The organism is Mesorhizobium sp. M0991 (assembly GCF_040318915.1).
Classification (GTDB): domain Bacteria; phylum Pseudomonadota; class Alphaproteobacteria; order Rhizobiales; family Rhizobiaceae; genus Mesorhizobium.
This window is the reverse complement of record NZ_JAMYNE010000002.1, coordinates 348,538-370,516: the sequence shown is the minus strand read 5'-3', so window position 1 is coordinate 370,516 and position 21,979 is coordinate 348,538. Positions and strand designations below refer to the sequence as shown.

Annotated in this window: 17 protein-coding genes and 1 tRNA gene; 10 read left to right on the top strand and 8 right to left on the bottom strand. The window is 63.2% G+C overall.

Annotation, left to right across the window (positions count from 1 at the left end):
• Position 1 precedes the first annotated feature (1 nt).
• Positions 2-970 (top strand): ABC transporter permease subunit, encoded by a 969-nt coding sequence (locus tag NKH70_RS05580; RefSeq protein WP_353024929.1) that lies wholly within the window; start codon positions 2-4, stop codon positions 968-970.
• A complete protein-coding gene (locus NKH70_RS05575; protein WP_353024927.1) occupies positions 967-1,785 on the top strand; it encodes an ABC transporter permease in 819 nt (272 codons plus the stop codon). Before NKH70_RS05580 ends, NKH70_RS05575 begins: the two co-directional genes overlap by 4 nt.
• Positions 1,786-1,793: 8 nt before the next feature.
• Here the strand turns inward: NKH70_RS05575 and NKH70_RS05570 are convergent, their stop codons facing one another.
• A complete protein-coding gene (locus NKH70_RS05570; protein ID WP_352715487.1) occupies positions 1,794-3,644 on the bottom strand; it encodes an AsmA family protein in 1,851 nt (616 codons plus the stop codon).
• 182 nt (positions 3,645-3,826) lie between these two features.
• Here NKH70_RS05570 and NKH70_RS05565 point away from each other — a divergent pair, with 182 nt between their 5' ends.
• Positions 3,827-5,785 carry an acetoacetate--CoA ligase gene (locus tag NKH70_RS05565; protein ID WP_353024925.1) on the top strand — a complete coding sequence of 653 codons (1,959 nt, stop codon included), beginning with the start codon at positions 3,827-3,829 and terminating at the stop codon, positions 5,783-5,785.
• A 283-nt stretch (positions 5,786-6,068) separates the two neighbouring features.
• Here the strand turns inward: NKH70_RS05565 and NKH70_RS05560 are convergent, their stop codons facing one another.
• Positions 6,069-9,824: a PAS domain S-box protein gene (locus NKH70_RS05560; protein ID WP_353015864.1), complete on the bottom strand. Its 3,756-nt coding sequence runs from the start codon at positions 9,822-9,824 to the stop codon at positions 6,069-6,071.
• 250 nt (positions 9,825-10,074) lie between these two features.
• On the opposite strand from NKH70_RS05560, the gene NKH70_RS05555 reads away from it, so the two are divergent.
• Positions 10,075-10,530 carry a phasin gene (locus NKH70_RS05555; protein ID WP_352715481.1) on the top strand — a complete coding sequence of 152 codons (456 nt, stop codon included), beginning with the start codon at positions 10,075-10,077 and terminating at the stop codon, positions 10,528-10,530.
• 333 nt (positions 10,531-10,863) lie between these two features.
• Positions 10,864-10,940 (top strand) — tRNA-His (locus NKH70_RS05550).
• A 44-nt stretch (positions 10,941-10,984) separates the two neighbouring features.
• Here the strand turns inward: NKH70_RS05550 and NKH70_RS05545 are convergent.
• Entirely contained in the window at positions 10,985-11,908 is a 924-nt protein-coding gene (locus NKH70_RS05545; protein ID WP_352715478.1) for a LysR family transcriptional regulator, read from the bottom strand.
• A gap of 137 nt (positions 11,909-12,045) precedes the next feature.
• On the opposite strand from NKH70_RS05545, the gene NKH70_RS05540 reads away from it, so the two are divergent.
• From NKH70_RS05540 to NKH70_RS05525, 4 genes are all read left to right on the top strand, one after another.
• Positions 12,046-12,798, top strand: coding sequence for an SDR family NAD(P)-dependent oxidoreductase (locus tag NKH70_RS05540; RefSeq protein WP_352715475.1), 753 nt, complete (start codon positions 12,046-12,048; stop codon positions 12,796-12,798).
• A 91-nt stretch (positions 12,799-12,889) separates the two neighbouring features.
• The gene (locus NKH70_RS05535; RefSeq protein ID WP_353015866.1) at positions 12,890-13,618 is read left to right on the top strand and encodes an SDR family oxidoreductase; all 729 of its coding nucleotides are present in this window, start codon (positions 12,890-12,892) and stop codon (positions 13,616-13,618) included.
• Positions 13,618-13,962 carry an Atu4866 domain-containing protein gene (locus NKH70_RS05530; protein WP_352715472.1) on the top strand — a complete coding sequence of 115 codons (345 nt, stop codon included), beginning with the start codon at positions 13,618-13,620 and terminating at the stop codon, positions 13,960-13,962. Before NKH70_RS05535 ends, NKH70_RS05530 begins: the two co-directional genes overlap by 1 nt.
• Positions 13,963-14,539: 577 nt before the next feature.
• The gene (locus NKH70_RS05525) at positions 14,540-14,794 is read left to right on the top strand and encodes a hypothetical protein (protein ID WP_352715470.1); all 255 of its coding nucleotides are present in this window, start codon (positions 14,540-14,542) and stop codon (positions 14,792-14,794) included.
• Between the two features lie 60 nt (positions 14,795-14,854).
• Here the strand turns inward: NKH70_RS05525 and NKH70_RS05520 are convergent, their stop codons facing one another.
• The 3 genes from NKH70_RS05520 to NKH70_RS05510 all read right to left on the bottom strand — a co-directional run bounded on the left by NKH70_RS05520 (position 14,855) and on the right by NKH70_RS05510 (position 18,586).
• Positions 14,855-15,982: a DmpA family aminopeptidase gene (locus tag NKH70_RS05520; protein WP_352715468.1), complete on the bottom strand. Its 1,128-nt coding sequence runs from the start codon at positions 15,980-15,982 to the stop codon at positions 14,855-14,857.
• Between the two features lie 7 nt (positions 15,983-15,989).
• A complete protein-coding gene (gene xseA / locus NKH70_RS05515) occupies positions 15,990-17,555 on the bottom strand; it encodes an exodeoxyribonuclease VII large subunit (RefSeq protein ID WP_352715465.1) in 1,566 nt (521 codons plus the stop codon).
• A gap of 74 nt (positions 17,556-17,629) precedes the next feature.
• Complete coding sequence (locus NKH70_RS05510) at positions 17,630-18,586, bottom strand: LysR substrate-binding domain-containing protein (protein WP_023716458.1); 957 nt, start codon at positions 18,584-18,586, stop codon at positions 17,630-17,632.
• Between the two features lie 178 nt (positions 18,587-18,764).
• Between NKH70_RS05510 and NKH70_RS05505 the strand changes: the two genes are divergently transcribed.
• Positions 18,765-19,055 carry a DUF1127 domain-containing protein gene (locus NKH70_RS05505; RefSeq protein WP_353015868.1) on the top strand — a complete coding sequence of 97 codons (291 nt, stop codon included), beginning with the start codon at positions 18,765-18,767 and terminating at the stop codon, positions 19,053-19,055.
• Positions 19,056-19,403: 348 nt separating this feature from the next.
• On the opposite strand, the gene NKH70_RS05500 is transcribed toward NKH70_RS05505, so the two are convergent.
• The gene (locus NKH70_RS05500; protein ID WP_353015870.1) at positions 19,404-20,384 is read right to left on the bottom strand and encodes a DUF937 domain-containing protein; all 981 of its coding nucleotides are present in this window, start codon (positions 20,382-20,384) and stop codon (positions 19,404-19,406) included.
• A 105-nt stretch (positions 20,385-20,489) separates the two neighbouring features.
• Positions 20,490-21,863, bottom strand: a complete 1,374-nt coding sequence (locus NKH70_RS05495; RefSeq protein WP_352715458.1) for a glutamate--cysteine ligase — start codon at positions 21,861-21,863, stop codon at positions 20,490-20,492.
• Positions 21,864-21,979 lie beyond the last annotated feature (116 nt).

The window sequence follows — 21,979 nt, the reverse complement described above, 5'->3', positions numbered from 1 at the left end:
CATGTCCGCTGTCACTGCCGCAACAAGCTCTCCGGCAAGCGCTGCCGGCAAATCCGCCTTGGTCAGGCTGGGAGCGGCCTTCGTTAGCCGTCTCGTCATCATCGTGCCCTATCTCTGGCTGCTGTTCTTCTTTCTCGTCCCCTTCATCATCGTCTTCAAGATTTCGCTGTCGCAGACGGCGATCGCCATGCCGCCCTACACGCCAGTCCTCGATTTCCGCAGCGGCATTTCCGGGTTTATCTCGGAATTCGGCGCGCTCAATTTCGATAACTATACCTGGCTGACGCAGGATGCGCTTTACTTCAACGCCTATGTGACGAGCGTCATCGTCGCCGCCATCTCGACGGTCCTGACATTGCTGGTCGGCTATCCCATAGCCTATGGCATGGCGCGCGCCCCGGCGACGATCCGCCCGACCTTGCTGATGCTGGTGATCCTGCCATTCTGGACCTCGTTCCTGATCCGTGTCTACGCCTGGATCGGCATCCTCAAGCCCGAGGGCCTGCTCAACCAGCTGCTGCTCGCCAGCGGCATCATCAGTCAGCCGCTGATCATCCTCAACACCTATACGGCGATCTTCATCGGCATCGTCTACTCCTATCTGCCGTTCATGGTGCTGCCGCTCTATTCGTCCTTGGAGAAAATGGACCATACGCTGATCGAGGCGGCCAAGGATCTTGGCTGCCCGCCGACCAGCGCCTTCTGGAAAATCACCTTCCCGCTGTCGCTGCCCGGCGTGATCGCCGGCTGCCTGCTGGTGTTCATTCCTGCCGTCGGCGAGTTCGTCATCCCCGACCTGCTCGGCGGCTCGCAGACACTGATGATCGGCAGGACGCTGTGGAACGAGTTCTTCGCCAACCGTGACTGGCCGGTGTCGTCCGCCGTCGCCGTGATCTTGCTGCTGCTGCTGATCGTGCCGATCATGCTCTTCCAGCGAGCCCAGGCGCGCGCCCAGGAGCAGGACCAATGAATGCGACCTGGAGCCGCTTCAACATCATTTCGATCGTGCTCGGCTTTGCCTTTCTTTACCTGCCGATCGTCCTGCTCGTCGTGTTCTCTTTCAACGAGTCGAAGCTGGTCACCGTCTGGGGCGGCTTCTCGACGAAATGGTACGTCTCGCTGTTCCACAACCGGGGTCTGATGGACGCCACCTGGGTGACGGCCCGGGTCGGCGTCATCTCGGCAACCGTGGCGACCGTGCTCGGCACGCTGGCGGCGCTCACCTTGACACGCTACACGCGCTTTCGCGGCCGGCTGCTGTTTTCCGGCATGGTGTTTGCGCCGCTGGTCATGCCTGAAGTCATCACCGGCCTGTCGCTGCTGCTGCTCTTCGTCGCCGTCGGCCTCGACCGCGGCTTTCTGACGGTGACGCTTGCCCACACAACGCTAACCATGTGCTTCGTTGCGGTAGTGGTTCAGTCGCGCCTGATCACTTTCGATCGTTCGCTGGAAGAGGCCGCGATGGACCTCGGTGCGCCACCGGTGAAGACCTTCTTCCAGATCACGCTGCCGGTTATCATGCCGGCTATCGTCTCCGGCTGGATGCTGGCCTTCACGCTGTCGCTCGACGATCTGGTTATTGCCAGCTTCACCTCGGGGCCTGGCGCCACGACGCTGCCGATGAAGATCTACAGCCAGGTTCGCCTTGGCGTGACGCCGGAAATCAACGCGGCCTGCACCATCTTGATCGCGGTCGTCGCAGTTGGCGTGATCATCGCTTCGCTCGCAAACAAACGGCGCGAGGTGCAGCGCCAGCGCGACGAGCGGGCCGCGCAGCGAGGTTGAAGGGCTCGCTACTCTCCCGAGACGCCGCGGCTTATCGGCGAGATGAACGGCGTGCTCCACGTGCCGCCGACGAAGAACGACGACTGCTTGGGCGCCTGGCCGTTCGTCTGCGTGGCAGCCTGGCTCGGCTGGACGATGCCGCCGGACAGTGCCAGCCCGCGTCCGGCATAGGATGCGATGCCGGAAAGCCAGATCTTGTATTGCGCGGAATTCACCTCGGCCTTGTCGATGCGCGCCACGCCGTTCGAAATGCTCGCCTTGAGCTCGGCCCCGTCGATCGGCAGCGTTCCGTCCGAGACGTCGTCCAGCGCGAAGAATCCGCCCTGTTCGGTGTGCTTGAGGAACGCCGGCAGGTTAAGCCGGCTCAGCGCACCCGCGCCGAACGTCGCGGACAGCGAGCCATTGGCGTTTTCGAAAATGGAGTCCCAGGTTCTGCCAGGCCCCTTGAGGATGACCGAAACGGTTCCAGTGCCGATCGGCACCAGCCGCGTCATCCCGGCCGCGGTGCCGAAAGCGCCGCCGTCGATATCGGAAGCGAGCAGCCGGATCTCGACTTCGGTGCCGGCGGGCTTGCGGTCGAAACGGACGCTGCTCTGGACGTTGCCGCCAAAGGCGGATGCATCCGAGATGTCGAAGACGGCAAGGCCGTTCTTGACCTGGGCGGTGGCGGCGACGTCGGCAAGCTGGATGGCGCCGGCCGTGGCATGCGCCGCCGACAGTCTGAGATCGAGATTGATCCGGTCGGCGAAGCTCGTATCGATTTCGCCCGGACCGGTGCCGCCGGCGGATGGCACCGGGGTAAAGGCGGAGAGAAACGATCTGAGGTCGAGCGTATCGAAAGCAAGTGTGCCGGAGATCACCGGCAGTGCCTCGCCGTAGGTGAAGTCCAGCGCGCCCATTCCGGGATTGTTGTCGAGGGTCAGGGCTGTGTTTTCGAATTTGATGCGCCCGGCCGTCGCCGTGATCTTGCTTGAAACCGAGATCGAGCCGATTGCGGCACCGGGCGCGATGCCGGCCTGCGACCATTCGAGCACGCGTCGGAGCGAAGGTGCGGCGAATTTTGCCTGGCCGTCGAAATAGCCGTTTTCCGACATGCTGGCGCGGCCGTCGAACGAAAAACTGGCCGGTGCCGCCTTGAAGGAAAACGTGACCGGTGCTGTGCCGCCACCAAACAGCACAAGCGGGTTCGGCGATGCGGCGTCGATGGCAACGCTTTCGCCGCGCCATATCCCGGTCGCCGACAGCGTCGCATTGCTGTTCATCGCGGCCCAGTTCGCCTGGCCGCTCAGGCTGCTCAGTATCTCCTGGTCCTTGCCGCCGATGGCAGCCACTACGCGGCCGTCCCTGAACTCGACTGTGCCGAACGGATCTGTCGGCAGGTTGCCGAGATCCGGCTTGGCGGGATTTGTGTTGATCACCGCGCGGGCAGCATCGATCGAACGCGTAATGCGCCCGCCGGTGGGAATCGCTGGCAGGAAAAACCCGCTCGCGGTACGCTGGACCCTGATCGTCGGTCGCACCAGCCGCGCTGTCGAAAACACCACGTCGCCCCGCAGCGCCGCCATGGCCGAGAGGTCGACCTCGACCCGTTCGGCCTCGACCACGGGCGGCGCATCCGTCTCCGTCCATTGCGACAGCGTCACGTCGCTCAGGATCGCCCGGAAATTCGGCCAGACCTCGATGCGCGGCGCGCCGTCGATGGTGACCCGGAAACCACTCCACGCGCTCATTTCCCACGCGATACGGTCGCGTACGATGCGAGTCGAGGCGATCAACGGCAAGGCTGCGACAACCAGCGCGATGACGATGACGGCTGCGCCGATCGCCCATATTCCGCGTCGGATCAAAGGTGATGGCATATCGCCCCGTATGCTTCCATTCCGACAAAATCGCCCGACGGGTGTAACCGACGGCTGACGCATTTCAAGTCTTTATGGCCCGGCGATGGCATTTGCGCACACCCTGACCGGCGCGGTCCAACAAAATCTTGCCCTGCTGCATCGCGATATGCATAAGCGATGCAGCCTGCGGAGGAACAATGATGGCTGACGACGCACCGCTCTGGATCCCGACGCAAGAGCAGATCGAAGCGGCGCCGATGACCGCCTTCATGAACGCCGCGGCGAGCATGGCCGGCAAGGCTTTCTCCTCCTATACCGACCTGCATCGTTGGTCGATTGATGATCGCGAGACCTTCTGGAGCCTGGTCTGGGACTTTTGTGGCATCGTCGGCGACAAGGGCGAACGCGTGCTGGTCGATGGCGACAAGATGCCCGGCGCGACCTTCTTTCCTGAGGCAAAGCTGAACTTCGCCGAGAATCTCCTGAAGAAAACCGGGCTTGGCGACGCAATCGTCTTTCGCGGCGAGGACAAGGTCGAGCGGCGGCTGTCCTGGAACGAGCTGCATGCGCTGACCTCGCGCCTGCAGCAGCTTTTCCTGTCGCTCAAGGTGAAGAAGGGCGACCGCATCGCCGCGATGATGCCCAACATGCCGGAAACGGTTGCTGCGATGCTGGCTGCCGCCTCGATCGGCGCCGTCTGGTCGTCCTGCTCCCCAGATTTCGGTGAGCAGGGTGTTCTCGACCGGTTCGGCCAGATCGAGCCTGTCATATTCATCGCGCCGGACGGCTACTGGTACAATGGCAAGGCGATCGAAGTCGCCGACAAGATCGCGGCCGTGGCGGGCAAGCTCGCCACCGTCCGCAAAGTCCTCATTGTCGACTATCTCGGCACCTCGCTCGACGTCGCGGCGACCATCGGCAAGGCGGCTTCGCTGGAAGAGGCGCTGTCACCCTTTGGCGCCAGGCCTGTCAGCTACGAGAGGCTGCCGTGTTCGCATCCGCTGTACATCCTGTTTTCGTCGGGCACGACCGGCATTCCCAAATGCATTGTCCATTCGGCCGGCGGAACGCTGATCCAGCATGTCAAGGAAGAACGGCTGCATGCCGGCCTGCTCGACGGCGACCGCTTCTTCTACTTCACCACCTGCGGCTGGATGATGTGGAACTGGCTGGTGTCGGGCCTGGTATCGGGCGCCACCTTGCTGCTCTACGACGGCTCGCCCTTCTACCCGGACGGCAATGCGCTGTTCGACTTCGCCGATGCCGAAAAGATGACGTATTTCGGCACCTCGGCCAAATTCATCGATTCCGTGCGCAAGGCCGGCCTGAAGCCGATCCGCACGCATGATCTTTCCAGCGTGCGCACCATCTCCTCGACCGGCTCGCCGCTATCGCCGGAAGATTTCCGTTTCGTCTATGAGGGCATCAAGAAAGACGTGCATCTCGCCTCGATCTCCGGCGGCACCGATATCGTCTCCTGCTTCGTGCTCGGCGTGCCGATCGAACCGGTATGGACCGGCGAGATACAGGGGCCCGGCCTCGGCCTTGCCGTCGATGTCTGGGACGATGACGGCCGGCCGCTCCGCCAGGAGAAGGGCGAGCTCGTCTGCACCAAGGCGTTTCCGGCGATGCCGATCGGCTTCTGGAACGACCCTGACGGCAGGAAATACAAAGCCGCCTATTTCGAACGTTTCGACAATGTCTGGTGCCACGGTGATTTCGCCGAATGGACTGTCCATGGTGGCCTGATCATCCATGGCCGTTCCGACGCCACACTCAATCCGGGCGGTGTCAGGATCGGCACAGCGGAGATCTACAATCAGGTCGAGCAAATGCCGGAAATCCTCGAAGCACTATGCATCGGCCAGGATTTCGACAATGACGTTCGTGTCGTGCTGTTCGTGCGGCTGGCGGCCGGCGTCGAGCTCGATGCCGACCTGGAAAAACGCATCCGCGCGAAAATCCGCACCGGGGCGAGCCCGCGCCACGTGCCGGCCAAGATCGTCGCCGTCAGCGATATTCCGCGAACCAAATCGGGCAAGATCACCGAGCTCGCGGTACGCGACATGGTGCATGGCCGCGCCATCAAGAACAAGGAAGCGCTCGCCAATCCTGAAGCGCTCGAGCTGTTCCGCAACCTGCCGCAGCTTGCCGACTGACCCCGGGGTCCAAGGTGGAGCCCGTCTTGAGGTCTCCGGTATCGTTAACGAATTGTCTCTTCGGAATTTACCTAGATTTCATGAGTGGTACACATTGGTAAATTTTCCGGCGTGGCGGTAAGGATTTGTTAAGGCCCGGCATCGATAGTCGTGTGTAACTTGAGGGAGAAATCCCGTTCCTCTTAGCCCCGAGAGGATCTGATTCGCTCAAGCCCCGTTGTGACAGCAATTCCAATTTCTCAAGGCGTCCTGTTGGACGCCTTTTTTCTTTGCGCAACCATAGCTAACCGGCGAGCACGCGGGTCGAGGGAAAGGCGACTTCGACCAAGGTTCCCTCGCCGGGCGTCGAGTTGATGGTGAACCGGGCACGGTTCGCTTCGACCATCGCCTTGGTCAGCGGCAGCCCGAGACCGGTGCCGTCGCCGCGGCCGCGCTTCAGTGCATTGATCTGCTTGAACGGCTTCAGCGCCTGCTCGATCTCGGACTGGCTCATGCCGATGCCGGTATCGCGCACGCGCATGACGACATCGCCGGAGATCTCGTAGGCCGTCGACACGATCACTTGGCCGCCGGCCTGCGTGTAGCGGACGGCGTTCGACAGGATGTTGAGCGCGATCTGCCGCACGCTGCGCAGATCGGCCACCACTTCCGGCAGCCGCGAGGCGAAGCTGGAGCGGATGATGACGCGTTCCCGGTTGGCTTGCGGCTGCATCATCGCCACGGTTTCGGCCAGTGTGTCGTTGAGCGACACCGCCTCATAGGCCATCTCCTGCTGGCCGGCCTCGATTTTCGAAATGTCGAGCAGGTCGTTGACCAGATCGAGCACGTGGTTGCCCGAACGGTTGATGTCGCGCAGATAGTCGCGATAGCGGTCATTGGCCACCGGCCCGAATTTCTCGTCGACCATCAGCTCGGAAAAGCCGATGATGGCGTTGAGCGGTGTGCGGATCTCGTGGCTGATGCGGGCCAGAAAATCGGTCTTCTGCGACGAGGCGCGTTCGGCGACCGCGCGCGCCTGGGTCAGGTCCTCTTCGGCCCGCTTCCACTGGGTGATGTCGCGCACCACCGCGCAGAAGCCGCTGTCGTTGGGCAGCCTGCCGATGGTCATGAACAGCGGAATGAAGCGCCCCTGCGCCTCGCGTCCGATCACCTCGCGGCCATCGTTCATCACGCTTGCAACGCCGGGCTCCGACAACCCCTCGAGATAGTCACGCGCCGCGCGCTGGCTTTCGATCGCAAACAGCGAGACGAACGGTTTGCCGGTCACCTCGTCGCTGTCGAAGCCGAACAGCGCTTCCGCCGGACGGCTAATTGAACGGATCGTTCCGTTACGGCCGATCAGCACGACGCCGTCGGTGGCGGTGTCGATGATGGTGCGCATTTCGGCAATGCGTGCCTTGAGCTCGGAAACATCCGGCTGCGTTTGGTCGTCGGCGGCGCCATGTGGAATGGCTGCTACTTCGTCGTCGCCGGAACGGCGTACGACCAGCATCAGCGCCTTGCCGTTTCCCCAGGGGACGGAGCGTAAAATCGCGTCGATCGGAAACTCCTGACCGTCGCGCGTCTTCAGCCGCAGAGCGCGGTCGCCGCCGTCGGAACTGCCGTCGTCCGCATAAGGGTCGGCAAACAGGGCGCCGAGCCCGCCGGCCTCGTCCAGGGCATTGAGCGTTGCATAGCCGGTCAAGCCGAGGAATTCGTCGTTCGCGTAATGCAGTTGGTCGCCGGAATGGATAAGCACTGGCACTGGCAGCTTGCCGAGGATCGAGGTATCGGGCCCCTTGTTGTCCTCTCCGGCAAACGCCGACGGCACGAAGCCGTCGAGTTTGAGCGGCGGTGCCTGCGGCCGCTCGATGGGCGGCACCTGGCCGGCAACGTCGGCTGCGGCTGCGCTGTCCTCGGACCAATCCTCGCTGTCCTCGGCGTCACGGAAATCTTCGGCCGTCATGCTGTCGTCGTCGCCATCCTGCGGCGCTTCGGCGACGATCGTTCGACGGTTCGTGTTGGGCTCAACGCCTTCCTGCGCTTCATCGCTGGGTTCGCGGTCGGCATAGTCGAGCAGCGATCCGGAAACAGGAAGTGTGACGGGTTCGCCGGCTTGCGCCTCTGCTACCGCATCATCGGGCTGCTCGCCGTCGAGCCGGGCAAGATCCTTCTGGTCCTCGGCATCGGCCTCGGGCGGTTCGGCGGCAGCCGCCCCGCTTTCCAGACCTTGTGCCGGCATCTCACCCTTGTCCGTCGGGCCGGCTTCTTTCAGCTTTGGCTCGTCGGCCTTGCCGGCTGCCTCCACTTTGGTCGCAACCGGCTTCGGCCTTCCGGCGCTGGGCTGTTCTTCGGCCGGGGTGTTGTCCTTCTTGAGACGCTCGCCAATCTCGCGAAACGCGCTGCGTTCCAGCGTCGACAGGCCCTTGTCGTTGGCCGGCTGCCGGTGCTCGGCCAGCCGGATCACCTTGTCGGCAAAGCGCCGCTCGGGCTTTGGCACGATGGTCAATGCCGGCACTTCGCCCCTGAACGGATCGGCGGGTTTCGGTGTCTCGGGGAGAGGTTCAACGGCTTTCGGCTCGATGGTCTCGGCAGGCTTCTCCTCGGCGACAAGGGCCTTGCCGACGGCATTGGGATCGACCACCGCATCGCCGCTCCTTGCCACGCCGAAACCGCGAAAACCTTCGAAAACGCGGCTGCGGCTGTAAACCGGGAGCGCCGCCAGATCGACGGGTATCTTCAGATCGGTGCCGGCGACCGGCCACAGCACGGAGCGGCCGGACCAAGTGTCGCGCCGTTCGAGCAGGCCGGCAATCTCGCCAGAAGCATCGAGGCCATAGGCGGCCGAAACATCCTCGAACCGGCGTCCGATCACGTCAGCGGCAGGCTTGCCGACGAGCTCGGCAAATTCCGGCGACAGGGCGCTGAACCGGCCCTCCGCGTCGGTACGCCAGACGAAACGCATGGGCGCGGCGGTGCGATCGATCACCGAAGCGCGGCGTTCGGCCGGGGAGGCGGCTTTGGTGGCTTTTGCGGCGCTTTCCGGCGAAGCATCCGCGCCGGCCTGCGAAGCGTCCGGGCTGGTCTCGACTTTGCCGGACGCAGCTGCCCCGGGCGGGACCTGCGCGTCGTCGCCGGCATTGAAGTACCAATGGTCATGCTGCGTTGGCGCTTCGCCAGCCGTGTGCTGATCGTCAGCCGCGTCGGCAGGTTCGTGCTCCGCCGATGCGGAGGTGCCTTCCATCGCTGCAAGGTTGATCTCCGCCGCGCCGGTGCTGGCGATTGGCTGCTCGTTGTCCTGATCCGTTGGCTGGGGAAGATCGCCATCGCTCGGCGCCGCTGCTGCCTCGCTGCTGCTTTCCGCGCCAACGCGCTCGGCGACAGGAGCCTCGCCCTCAAGCCGGTCCTCGTCGATCACCACCAGCAGGTGCCGCTCGTCCGTCAGCCGGGCAAGGCCCGCCGGATAGGAGCTGGATCCACCCGGAACCAGGCGCTTGACGATGCGGTCGCTCTCGTTCGCCACGTCGGCGACAAGTGCGGCCAGCGTCTCAGGCCGGATGCCGAGCGCCGAAAAGCCGTCCGATGCGGCGTCGATATTGCCCTTGGCGTCGACAAAGGCGATGTAGTGGCCATCTTCGGTAAAGCCACTGATGGCGCGATCGGCGATCTCGGCCGCACTGCGCGAGCCGGTCTGCGCCGCCGGCAGCGCCAGCATGATTGCTTCCTCGCCATCGGGCATGGTCACCGCGCTGGCCAGGAAGCCAACCGCGCGGCTGGTCAGGCCGGTCGCCAGCCGGACGGTGATGGCACGGTCGCGGCCGATCTGCGGAAAACCGCTGGTCGCCATGATCTGGCGCCTGGCGATCAGCGGCAATCCTGCCGAGGCGCCGATGATCGCGCCGATGTCGGGATAGCCGAATACCGCTGCGCCGGGACCGTTGGCCCAGATCACCTGCTCGAGATCTGCCGACAGAATGGCGATCGCGTCGCCTGCGGCGAAGCGCAGGCGGACGGCGTCGAGCACGGCGACATCGAGGAAGGAGTAGTTTTCAGCCGGCATGCGCTTGGCGACCCTCACAGAGCGGGCAATTTGCGGTTAACGCTTTGTTAATAAAAGCCGACGGCGCGAAGGTCCACAAGTCATAGCGTGCAACCAACGGAATCTCTAGGCGCGTGGTTAACGCCACGAACAAATAATTATGGTGCGATGCAACAAACATGTTGCAATGCACAAAATTTGCCTTTATATTGCCATGATAGATGAACGAGACGGCTTTCTGTCAAAGCCGCTGCGCTGAAAAGGATGGAAAATGTCCAGGACCAAGACTGACACGATCGAAAACGTTGAATTCCCGAGCTTCGACGCTTCCAAGGCCACCGACCAGATTCGCGCCTTCGCCGAAAAGGGCGTCGAGCAGTCGAAAGAGGCCTATGCCAAGCTGAAGACCGGCGCCGAGGAGACCCAGAAAGCTCTGGAGTCGACCTACGAGACCGCCAAAACCGTTTCCAGCGAGCTGTCGCTCAAGACCATCGCCGCCCTGCGCGCCAATGCCGAAGCCGGCTTCTCGCATTTCGAGGCCCTGATCGGCGCCAAGTCGCTGTCGGAAGTCGTCGAGTTGCAGACCGCTTTCCTGCGCAAGCGCGTCGAAATGACCGTCGAGCAGGCCAAGGACTTCCAGGCGGTTGCTGCCAAGGCGGCCGAGGACGTATCCAAGCCGATCAAGACCGCCTTCGAGAAGGCCGTGAAAGAAATTAAGATCGCCTAATATTTGCACACAGTTTGATGATGCATCAAAAGGTCGCATTTCGTCAGACAAATAGATGTGCGATATAGTGGTCTAAGTGAATACCCGGCGGGTGGAACCTCCTCCCTCTGCTCACCGGGATAACCAGCCAGCACCTCCTCCCGCTGGCTCGTAACAGGAAAAGGCCGGCACCTCCTCCCGCCGGCCTTTTCTTTGTCCGGCGAAAAATGACGCGATGCCGGAGCGATCTTTTGCTTTGCCAAAAGCCTTGAATTAAACTCCGATAGCCCGTATGGACGCATCGCCGAACGACAGAGCGGGAACGTTCCGTCTGGATCTCGCTCGGGCAAGCGTGCCGTTGTAGCTCAGATGGTTAGAGCGCCGGATTGTGGATCCGGAGGTCGCTGGTTCGATCCCAGCCAACGGTACCATTCAGCTTTCAGCCAGGTTTCTGACCAATAGCGCCAAGCGATCTCTACGACCCTGGCGCGGTCACCTGCGATCCCGCCTGACGCGCACCGCGCAGGTGATCCACGAGGGCTCTCAGCTTCGGCGCGATATTCCGTCGGCTGGGAAAATAAAGATAGAAGCCCGCAAACGGCGGAAAATAGCCGTCGAGGATTTGCACGAGCTCGCCGCGGTCGATCCAGGGGCGGAATGTGTCCGCCATGCCGAACGTGATCCCGGCGCCAGCAACGGCCAGCCGGATCATCAGCCACATGTCGTTGGTGGTGATCTCGGGCGCAACCGCCACGTCGAACTCGCGCCCGTCCTCGCCAAACTCCCACCGATAGGGCGAAACTCCCGGCGCCGGCCGCCAGCCGATACAGCGATGAGCCACAAGCTCGCGCGGATGGGCGGGTGCTCCGAACTTTTCGAGATAGCGCGGGGCGCAGACGGCCATCTGTCGCTGATCGCCCGATACCGGCACTGCAATCATATCCTGCTCGATCACTTCGCCGAGCCTCACTCCCGCATCATAGCCTTCGGCAACGATGTCGAATTCCTCGTCGGTGACGACAATATCCAGATGCACCTCGGGAAACCTTTCTGCAAAGGACGCCAGCAACGGTCCCGACAGAAAGGCCTCTGCGATCGACGAAACCGCGATCCGCAGGCGGCCGCGCGGGCTGTCCAGAAATTCCGTGGTGGCTTCGACTGCCGCGTTCACATCGGCTATCGCCGGTGCGACGCTCGCCAGCAGGCTCTCGCCCGCTTCGGTCAGGTTAACGCTGCGTGTCGTGCGCTGCAGCAATGCGATGCCAAGGCGCTGTTCAAGCCTGAGGATGCTCTGGCTTACCGCCGAGCGAGTCACGCCCAGACGGTCTGCCGCAGCGCGAAAATTGCGTTCCTCGGCCACGGCGACGAAGACGGCAATTGCATTGAGATCGATGTCCATTGGTTAGCCATACTTACCATGGAGGTTAACAGCGGGCGGGTTATCGCGACAATGCCATGGCTCTATCTCTGTCGCAACGGCAAGAAGGCTTGATCCTCCCGATCCAAGCCGAAGCCGGCCGACAAAGGAGATATTCCATGACATCACCCCCTTCCTCCTGGGACCTGGATGGAAAAGTCGCCCTCGTGACGGGCGCGGCACGCGGCATCGGCCGCTGCGCGGCGGAACTGCTGCGGGCGCGGGGCGCCCGGATCGTGGCAAGCGATCTCAGCGACAGCGTACGCGAATTGGAAGCCGAGGATGTGGCGACCTTGGTCGGCGATGTCGCCGACGAGGATCTGGCCAGACGCTCGGTCGAACTCGCCGCGAAGCGCTTCGGACGACTGGACATCGTCGTGAACAATGCCGGTCGCACGCTCAACAAACGTCTGACCGAGACCTCGGTCGACGACTATGACCGCATTCTGCAGATCAATGCGCGCGGCAGCTTTGTCACCGCCCGTGCCGCGGTGGAATTGATGGCCGCCAGCGGTGGCGGCGCGATCGTCAATGTCTCGTCGATCTCGGCCGTCGCGGCCTTCGAGACGCAGGCGGCCTATGCCTCCTCCAAGGCGGCCGTCGCACAGCTGACCAAGGTGATCGCGATCGAATATGGGCGCATGGGCATTCGCTGCAACGCCGTTGCCCCTGGCGTGATCGAAACCGACATCATGGAAGGTGTGGTGGAGAATGGCCGGGAGATGCTGCGCAGCTTTGGCAACGCGCATCCAATCGGCCGGATCGGCCAGCCGCAAGAAGTTGCCGAGGCCATCGCCTTTCTTGCCTCGCCGGCATCCAGCTTCATCACCGGGGCCTTGCTTCTGGTCGATGGTGGCTACACCGCCCAGTGACCCCAAATAAGGCTGACGCACCGCGGGAGCTCACCCGCACGCCATCCCTTCACATCGTGAAAATAATCACAGAACCAAAAGGATCATCTCGATGACGATGAACAAAGTTGTTCTGATCACCGGTGCCTCCAGCGGCATCGGTGCTGGCATCGCCCGCGAACTTGGCGCGGCAGGTGCGAAGCTGATCCTCGGCGCACGCCGCACCGACCGCCTTGAAGCGCTTGCGGCCGAAATCGAGGCAGCTGGTGGAACGGTTCGCGTGCGAGCGCTCGACGTCACTAGGAGGGAGGATGTCGCAGCATTCGCCGATGCCGCCCGGGCCGAATGGGGCCAGGTCGATGTCATCGTCAACAATGCGGGCGTCATGCCGCTGTCGGCCATGGCAGCTATGAAGGTCGACGAGTGGGAGCTGATGGTGGACGTCAACATCAAGGGTGTTCTGTACGGCATCGCGGCGGTCCTGCCTGAGATGACGGCACGTGGCTCCGGGCATATCATCAATATCGGTTCCATCGGCGCACTGGCCGTCTCGCCCACGGCTGCCGTTTATTGCGCAACGAAATACGCTGTCCGCGCGATTTGCGATGGGCTCCGCCAGGAGAGTGACGATATCCGCGTAACCTGCATTCATCCTGGCGTGGTGGAAAGCGAGCTGGCGAACACGATCTCCGACGAAGCCGCTGCCGCTGCCATGAAAGCGTGGCGTGCTATTGCCCTGCAACCCGATGCGATCGCCAGGGCCGTGCGCTACGCAATCGAACAGCCCGACGATGTCGACGTCAACGAGATCGTCGTGCGTCCGACGAAGGCGGCGCATTGATGCGATCCACTTTGGCCGCAGTGCTTACGGGTATTGCCGTTTCTGTAGCTCCAACCGGCCTGACCCTTCCTTCAACTCCAATCCTTGCAGAGGAACCAATGACGCACCAAGATCATCCTTACGTCGGACTGTGGGTCACCGAGGATCGCCATATCAGGCACGAACTCCTGCCGAACGGCCGTTATGACGAGGCGCGCGGTGACCGCGAGAGCGCCTACCGGGGACGCTATGAAGTCCAGGGCAACCACGTAGAATACTGGGACGATACGGGCTTCACCGCGGATGGTGAGTTCGTCGAAGGCGTTCTCTATCATGGCGGCATGATCTTCTATCGCCAGCGGTAGAGAGCCGGGTCGAGACAGGGATTTTGAGAACCAACGATGGTGGCTGACGGCATTTCGATCCAGTTATCGCCGCCCATTTCCTCGAATGCCATCAGATTGCCTGCGGAAAAATACTGCACGCCTCGCCCGAGGCGCTCAGCGTTGCATCGGCGATACCGTCACACCACATATTTCCCAGCAAGCGCGGCGGAAAGAAGCAGGATCGCGAGCAGAGTCGACATTGCAAATGGTTGTCACTATATAGCGGCGGCTTTGACGGCTCGCCTTTTACGTCTTGCCAGCGAGAGCGCGGTAAAAGTGCTAGCTATTGTGACATTTATTGTGATCTAAAACGGCTTGAAAATCGAAAAAAAGCAAATAGAAACAATAGCGCGGGTCGAACGAGTTTCGTCGAGAGAATCAGTCCTCAAGAACTAGAACGTGCTCCTTGAACCCTCCATTCCCTTCAGCTCTGTGGACCTCGGACAAGTTCGGCTTGCCGGGCGAAGCCGACTCGGCTCGAATGGCAGCACGCATCTTTTCGAAGATGCCGACGTTTATGATTACCAACCGGCATAGCCGCTAGGGAAACAGCAGTATGAGTGAACACGCGATCGAGTTCCTGCGCGGGTGGATTGGCGAAAAAGTCCACTGCCAGCCCTCGCCAGCCAGGATCGAGAAGCAGGCCGAGACCCTCGCCAGGGAATGTGCGGCCAAGGCCGCCGAAGCCGGCATACCCCTGGAGGATATTCAGGAAGAGGTCGGCGACATTCAGGAACTCATTGCTTCGAGGCTCGAAGAGGCGGCCGAGGCCGAACAGGACGAGCGGAACTCGAACAAGCCTGCCGGCTGACGGATCGCCCCGGCAAAACCTGCCGGGCCAACATTGCCTGTCTGATGCAGTTGCGCGGTCTCATCGCCGCGCAGCTTTGCCAAATCTCTCCTTAAGCCACCCTTTCGGCAATGCTGGCACGAAATTGCCGTCGCGCCCGGTCATGTCTTCATTGGCGACCAGAGCATTGAGGATTGCTTCCTCCACGCTCTGAACGACGGCGTCGAAGAACGGGTTGATGTCGGCATCCGGTATATAGCCGGCGCTGACCAGCTTGCCGGCCGCGCCGCGCGCGGCATCGGCATTGGCCGTGCTGAAGGCCAGAAAAATATCGCCGGATGAATTGTATCCATAGCCGCCGGTCAGCGCGACGCCGAGCGGCACGCGTTTCGCCAGCCGTTTCATCTGATGCGGCATGAACGGCGCATCGGTGGCCACGATCGCGATGATCGAGCTCTTTTCCGCTCGCGGCGTGTTGTCCCGGATCGCCGGTTCGGCGAGTTCTGCTCCGGCCCTGATGCCACGGATCACGAGGTTTCGCCGTGCACCGAAATTCGACTGGACGAAGCAGCCGATCGTGAAGCGCGCTCCGTTCCAGTCGACGCTGCGCGAGGATGTGCCGGACCCTGCCTTGAAGCCGAAGGTGATCATGCCGGTGCCGCCGCCGACGCTACCCTCTTCGATCGGCCCGGTTTCAGCCGTTTCGAGCGCGGAAAACACGTGCTCGAAGCTCACATGATGGCCGTTGATATCGTTGAGGAAGCCGTCGTAAGTCTCGCCCGCCACCGGCAGCGCCCAGGCGCTGTCGAGCGATTGCGGCAGCACCATCTGCATCCAGCGCAACGTTGCGTCGCGGCTGACGCCGCAGGAATGCGTGTTGGTGATGGTGATGGGAAGGTTGAACGCTCCGAGCTCCTCTATCAGATGCGAGCCGGTCAGTTCGCCATTGCCATTGGCGCTGAACACGCCGGCAAACGCAGGGACGGCCAACTCGTCTCTGGGCCGTGGCAGGATCGCGGTCACGCCGGTGCGTACCGGACCCTTGCCGACGACGAGCGGCCCGTCCCCTGAGATCAGCGTGGTATAGCCGACCGTCACGCCGGGCACATCGGTGATGGCATTGAAGCGGCTTGGCGTGCCATCGAATGGGATCGCGAAGGCGCGGGCGCGCAGTTTGCCCGAGGGCGTCGCAAGATGCGGGTCGGTCATTTTTTCCTCAGAAAAGCGAACCTTGGCCGCCCGGCGCCTTGAGCTTGGCCGCGGGCTTGGCAACCGTCTTCGGCCGCGCCGTGCCACTGATGGCGACTGCATCGGCGGTGCCGTCGGCGAACTCCAGCGAAAGCGCCATCCCCGACACAACTTCTGCCGCGTGCTTGACCACGGCGCCGTCCACATCCTTGACCAGCGCGAAGCCTCGCGCCAGCACGGCCTTGTGCGAGAGCGTCGCCAGCAGCCGGTCGGCCTGCGTCAGTTTTCCACGCAGGCGGTCCAGCCGTCTTGAAATCGCCTGGTCCTGCCGCCGTGTCAGTGCCAGCAGGGCATCGCCTTGCAGTTTCTGCCGTCTGGCGATCGGCGCCGGTGAGAGTCTCGCGGCCGTGCGCGAAAACCGCGCCCGACGCTCGCGCACGATGGCGAAGAATGCCGCTTGCGCACGGGCGAGGTCGCGACGGGTCAGTGTGCGCGCCTCGTTCATGCGCCGCGACAAGGTGGCCGGCGTCAGCCGCTGCCCCAGAAGCCTGCCCCGCTTGCGCTCGACGCTGACCGACAGCGCCCGGCCGAGCCGGCTCGTCGCCTCGTCGAAGCGCCGCCGCGGCAGCGCCAGCAACTGGTCGGGCGAGGGCAGTGCCCGGGCTGCCGCGCGTGCCGCCTGCCGCTTGCGTTCGAAATTGCGCGACAGTGCGGTCTTCAACCGCGCGCCAAGGCCGGCAAGCGTCGCTTCGAGGTCGACCTTGACCGGCACGGCGATCTCGGCGGCGCCTGTCGGCGTCGGCGCCCGCACATCCGCCGCCAGATCGATCAGCGTCCAGTCGGTCTCGTGGCCGACGGCGGAAATCACCGGAATGCCCGATGCGGCGACGGCCCGGGCGAGCGCTTCGTCGTTGAAGCCCCACAGGTCCTCCAGGCTCCCGCCGCCGCGCGCCACGATCAACAGATCGGGCCGCGCGATGGCGCCGTCCCATGGCAGTGCGTTGAAGCCGTTGACGGCAGCAGTCACTTCCGCACCCGCCGTCTCGCCCTGCACCCGCACCGGCCAGACGAGCACGTGCAGCGGAAACCGGTCCTTGATGCGGTGGATGATGTCGCGGATGACGGCGCCTGTCGGCGAGGTGACCACGCCGATGACGCACGGCATGAACGGCAGCCGGCGCTTGCGCGCCGCATCGAACAGGCCTTCAGCCTGCAGCCGGCGCTTGCGCTCTTCCAGCAGCGCCATCAGCGCACCGGCACCGGCCGGCTCGAGATTGTCGATAACGATCTGGTAATTGGATTTTCCGGGATAGGTGGTGAGCCTGCCGGTGGCGATCACCTCCATGCCTTCCTCTGGACGGAATTTCAGCCGGCTCATCGTGGTCTTCCACACCACGGCGTCGAGCCGCGCGCGATCGTCCTTCAGGCAGAAATAGGCATGGCCGGAGGAATGCGGTCCGCGATAGCCGGAAATCTCGCCGCGCACCCGTACATTGCCGAAGACGTCCTCGACCGTACGCTTCAGCGCGCCGGAAATCTCGCTCACCGTATATTCGGTGGCGTTGGTGCGTGATTCGGATGCTGCGTCGCTCATCGGCCGATTGGGGGACGGTTGTTGCCCGCCGTCAAGGCGGCCGTGTTCGATGTACGCCCCAATTGCGCGATCCCTCACCAGCCCGGCAGGATCTGGTTCGGCTTGGTCCGCTTCATCTTGGCGAAGGCGAGGGCGGCGAAATCGAACGTGCCGGTCTCCTCGCCGAGCGGCACGGAAATATTGTCGAGGCTCTCCGAAATGTGGCGCGCGAGCGCATCGACGATCTCCGGCCGCGAGGTCTGGCCGCGCATGATGCCGATACGGCAATCGGGCAGGGCGCCGAAACCGTCGGCCTCGCCCAGCACCCGCATGCCGGGCCGCAGCGCGCATTCCGGCAGCACCGAGATCGCCAGGCCGGAAAGCACCGCCGCGGCGATGACGGTAGCCGAGAAGCTGGTGAACAGGATGCGGTAGTCGCGGTTCTGCTGGTCGAGCACGTCGGCGGCGGCCCGCCGCCAGATGCAGTTCGGCCGGCCGAAGGCCATCGGCAGGATCGGTTGTTCATGCGTCGCATGGTTGGCCGAGGTGACCCACAGCAGCGGTTCGCGGCGCACCACTTCCGACTGGCCGCGCGCGTCGTTGTGCGTCACCAGCGCCAGGTCGAGATTGCCGCGCTTGATGTGTTCGACCAGTCCCGGCGTCGGTTCGCAGATAACGGTCAGTTCGACATGCGGGTTGGAACGGGCAAACCGCGCCATGATCTCTGGCAGGAAGCGATCGGCATAATCGTCCGGCGTGCCGATGCGGATGGTGCCTTCGAGCCGGCGGTCGTCGAAGGCGGCCAGTGTTTCCTTGTTGAGATAGAGCAGCCGCCTTGCGTAGGAGAGCAGTCTGTCGCCTTCCTCGGTCAGCCTGTTGGTGCGGCCGTCTTTTTCGAACAGCGGCTTGCCGATCCGTTCCTCCAGCCGCCGCATCTGCATCGACACCGCAGACTGGGTCCGATGCACCGCTTCCGCCGCGCGGGTAAAGCTGCCGGTGTCGACAATCGAGATGAAGGTCTGCAACTGATCGAGATCGAGCGGCGCTTTCATCGGCCTAATCCATCATTGATGCTGATGCTAAAGATTAGAAACATTCGTTGGATTAATCAATCGCGCCGTGGCAAATTCGCATTGTCCACATGAAGGCATGTGAATCGAAGCCGGAACGGCCGCTGTCGCCAGCGCCCGATCGACCGGTTTCGCCCGTTCGAATGTGAAGGAGACCGACATGGCTACGTTTGATTTCGCTACCGAGACCTCGCGCATCACCTCGCGTCCGGCCGTTGCGACGCGCGTGGCCAATGCCGCTGCCAATGTTTACCGCGCCTGGAAAAACCGCCGCGCCTTTTATCGCCTCGGCGAGATGTCGGATGCCGAGCTCGCCGACATCGGCCTGACCCGCGCCGACCTGCACGTCGCTGTCGGTGTACTCTTTGGCCGCGATCCGACCGAGAGGCTTCGCGTTATCGCGGTCGAGCGCGCCGAAACGATCGAGGATCTTGCCCGCAAGGTGGCCTGATCGCGTGGTTTCGCCGTTCGGGCGCATTGAACCCTTTTGAGGCACGACGCCACCAAGTTACGCAGGCTCCCCACTCCCTGCCGGATCCCCCCGGCCAGCCTGCGCGCTGCCCGGTCCTCCCAGGACCGGGCATTTTTCCTCTGCTTCGTCATCCTTGGGCGTAGCGACGCGAAGCGGAGTGCAGACCCAAGGATCCATGCCGTGACCTCAACCGAGGATGCAGCGGAGCTGAATTTTGCACCGCAACGGCGCTCCCAATTCACGGCATGGATCCTGGGGTCTGCGCCGCGTCGCTTCGCTCCTTGCTCCGCCCTAGGATGACGACGCCGCGTGGGTCAGCGACAAGCCCTACCGCCGGCCCATGCCCTGCTTGAACTGGTCGAAGATCGACTCCATGCCTTTCTGGTAGTCGTCGCGCTGCTGGGCGCCCGTCTCGAACATCTTGCCGAACAGGTCGTCGAACGGATTTCTCGGCCTGCCGCTCGGATTGGCCTGCGGCTGCGGCGCCTGGGGCTGCTGGGGCGCCTGACGCGGCTGCGGCTGCGGTTGTTGTGCGCCACCGCCGAACATGTCCTGCAGCACTTTGCCGAGCGGATTGTCACCATAGGGGTTCTGTGTCTGCTGCGGCTGGTTTTGCGGCTGCTGTGCGCCGCCGCCGAACATATCCTGCAGCACCTTGCCGAGCGGATTGTCACCATAAGGGTTCTGTGTCTGCCGAGGCTGGTTCTGCGGCTGTTGCGCACCGCCGAACATGTCCTGCAACACCTTGCCGAGCGGGTTGTCGCCGTAAGGGCTCTGCGTCTGTTGCGGCGCCTGGCTGCCGCCGCCCGCCTGCCGCATCATCTGCTCGATGAGCTCGCCGAGCGGATTGCCGCCACCGCCTGCCGCATGCATCTGCCCGCCTAGCTGGTTGGTGGTCTGCTTGAACAATCCGCCCATCATCATCGAGGCGATTGCCGGCAGCATCTGCTGCAGGACCTGCTGGCTGACGCCGCTCGCCTGCGCGGCCTGGCTGGCGACTGCGCGCGACAGGTCCTTCGAGCCGAACAAATGCCCCAGAATGCCGTTGCCTTCATCGAGGCCCTGCGGCGAGAAGGCCCGGCTTGCATCCTCGAAATATTTGGCATGCTGCCCGCTGGCCATCGCCGTCATGAAGGAGCCGAGTCCATAAGGGTCCGCCGTGTTGCGCTTCAGCCCCTGCGAAAAGGCCGGCAGCAGCGCCGCGACCGCCGCCTGCGTCTGCTGCTGCGAAAGCCCGAACTGCTGGGCCAGCGCCTGCATGCCGTTGCCGTTCTGGGCCTGCGCCAGAATATCGAACAAGGAAGGCATTGTTTTCTCCTCCGGGAAAATCCTCGTTGGAGAAGAAGCCTAGTTCGTTTCCATCACTGATTGAAGCAAATTTGCCGGACCATCGGCCAAGCGGATAGCGAAGCGTTAATACGCGTATTCCATGAACACCGGCTCGATCGAGCCGCCCCAGCGTGTGTGGTAGGCCGAGAGCATCTCTTCGGCGCTGGTGGTGCCGCGCGCGACGACCTCGTCGAGCGTGTTGAGGAACGAGGTCTCGTCGTAGCCGTCGCGGTTCTTGCGGCCGCGGTTCTTCAGTCCCATGCGCGAGATGATGAGCACGTCGCGGGCGATCTCGCGCAACGTCGTGTTGCGGAAGGGCGCCGAAATGCCCTGTTCCGGCACTGCGTTGCGCATTGCCAGCACTTCGTCATAGCTCCAGCTCGAAGTCAGCGCCTCGGCCGCGTCGAGCGCCGCCGCGTCATAGAGCAGCCCGACCCAGAAGGCCGGCAGCGCGCAGATACGCCGCCACGGCCCGCCATCGGCGCCGCGCATTTCGAGAAAGCGCTTCAGCCGCACGTCCGGAAACAGCGTCGACAGATGGTTCGCCCAGTCGCCCATCGTCGGCAGCCCGTCCGGCAATTCGTTGCGGGCAGCACCTGCCATGAACTGGCGGAAGGTGACGTGCGTCATGTCGTGGTACTGGCCGTCGCGGATGACGAAATACATCGGCACGTCGAGCGCCCATTCGACATAATCGGCAAAGCCGAAATCGGGCGAGAAGCAGAAGTCGAGCAGGCCGGAGCGCTGATTGTCGGTGTCGCGCCAGATCTCGCCGCGCCAGCTCTGCAAGCCGTTCGGCCGGCTTTCGGTGAAGGGCGAGTTGGCAAACAGCGCCGTCGACAGTGGCTGCAGCTTCAGCGACACCTGCATCTTGCGGCGCATGTCGGCCTCGCTCTCGAAGTCGAGGTTCACCTGGATCGTGCAGGTCCGGTACATCATGTCGAGGCCTTTGGTGCCGACCTTGGGCATGTAGCGGGTCATGATCTCGTAGCGCGATTTCGGCATCTTCGGCGTCTCGGCCAGCGACCATTTCGGGCTGCCACCAAGGCCGAGAAAACGAATGCCCATCGGTTCGGCGATCTCGCGCACCTGCGCCAGATGCGCATTGCCTTCGCGGCAGGTCTGGTGGATCGTCTCCAGCGGCGCGCCGGACAGCTCGAACTGGCCGCCTGGCTCCAGCGAGATCGCGCCCTGGCCGGTCGGCTCGACCAGGCCGATGATGCGGCCGGCATCCATGATCGGGTCCCAGCCGAGTTTGTTCTGCATGCCTTCGAGGATGGCGCGGATGCCGCGCTCGCCGCCATAGGGCACCGGCGCATTGCCGTCGACATAGAATGGGAATTTCTCGTGCTCGGTGCCGATCCGCCATTTGTCGCGCGGCTTGTTGCCTTCGGCCAGGTGTTCGACAAGTTCGTCGACGCCTTCTATCGGCCGGAAATCGGTAGTATCGCGCGCCATAATAGCCCTCCGCACATGACCCCGAAAACCGGCTTCGATTTTCGGAAAGGATCAGGTGCCCAATCAATATGCTACAGCGTCCTTTGCGCGCCCGAAAGGACGCGCGCCCACCGCCG

Coding starts and splice junctions, on each gene's coding strand:
- NKH70_RS05580 (WP_353024929.1), top strand. CDS start 2: ATGTCCGCTGTCACTGCCGCAACAAGCTCTCCGGCAAGCGCTGCCGGC.
- NKH70_RS05575 (WP_353024927.1), top strand. CDS start 967: ATGAATGCGACCTGGAGCCGCTTCAACATCATTTCGATCGTGCTCGGC.
- NKH70_RS05570 (WP_352715487.1), bottom strand. CDS start 3,644: ATGCCATCACCTTTGATCCGACGCGGAATATGGGCGATCGGCGCAGCC.
- NKH70_RS05565 (WP_353024925.1), top strand. CDS start 3,827: ATGGCTGACGACGCACCGCTCTGGATCCCGACGCAAGAGCAGATCGAA.
- NKH70_RS05560 (WP_353015864.1), bottom strand. CDS start 9,824: ATGCCGGCTGAAAACTACTCCTTCCTCGATGTCGCCGTGCTCGACGCC.
- NKH70_RS05555 (WP_352715481.1), top strand. CDS start 10,075: ATGTCCAGGACCAAGACTGACACGATCGAAAACGTTGAATTCCCGAGC.
- NKH70_RS05545 (WP_352715478.1), bottom strand. CDS start 11,908: ATGGACATCGATCTCAATGCAATTGCCGTCTTCGTCGCCGTGGCCGAG.
- NKH70_RS05540 (WP_352715475.1), top strand. CDS start 12,046: ATGACATCACCCCCTTCCTCCTGGGACCTGGATGGAAAAGTCGCCCTC.
- NKH70_RS05535 (WP_353015866.1), top strand. CDS start 12,890: ATGACGATGAACAAAGTTGTTCTGATCACCGGTGCCTCCAGCGGCATC.
- NKH70_RS05530 (WP_352715472.1), top strand. CDS start 13,618: ATGCGATCCACTTTGGCCGCAGTGCTTACGGGTATTGCCGTTTCTGTA.
- NKH70_RS05525 (WP_352715470.1), top strand. CDS start 14,540: ATGAGTGAACACGCGATCGAGTTCCTGCGCGGGTGGATTGGCGAAAAA.
- NKH70_RS05520 (WP_352715468.1), bottom strand. CDS start 15,982: ATGACCGACCCGCATCTTGCGACGCCCTCGGGCAAACTGCGCGCCCGC.
- xseA (WP_352715465.1), bottom strand. CDS start 17,555: ATGAGCGACGCAGCATCCGAATCACGCACCAACGCCACCGAATATACG.
- NKH70_RS05510 (WP_023716458.1), bottom strand. CDS start 18,586: ATGAAAGCGCCGCTCGATCTCGATCAGTTGCAGACCTTCATCTCGATT.
- NKH70_RS05505 (WP_353015868.1), top strand. CDS start 18,765: ATGGCTACGTTTGATTTCGCTACCGAGACCTCGCGCATCACCTCGCGT.
- NKH70_RS05500 (WP_353015870.1), bottom strand. CDS start 20,384: ATGCCTTCCTTGTTCGATATTCTGGCGCAGGCCCAGAACGGCAACGGC.
- NKH70_RS05495 (WP_352715458.1), bottom strand. CDS start 21,863: ATGGCGCGCGATACTACCGATTTCCGGCCGATAGAAGGCGTCGACGAA.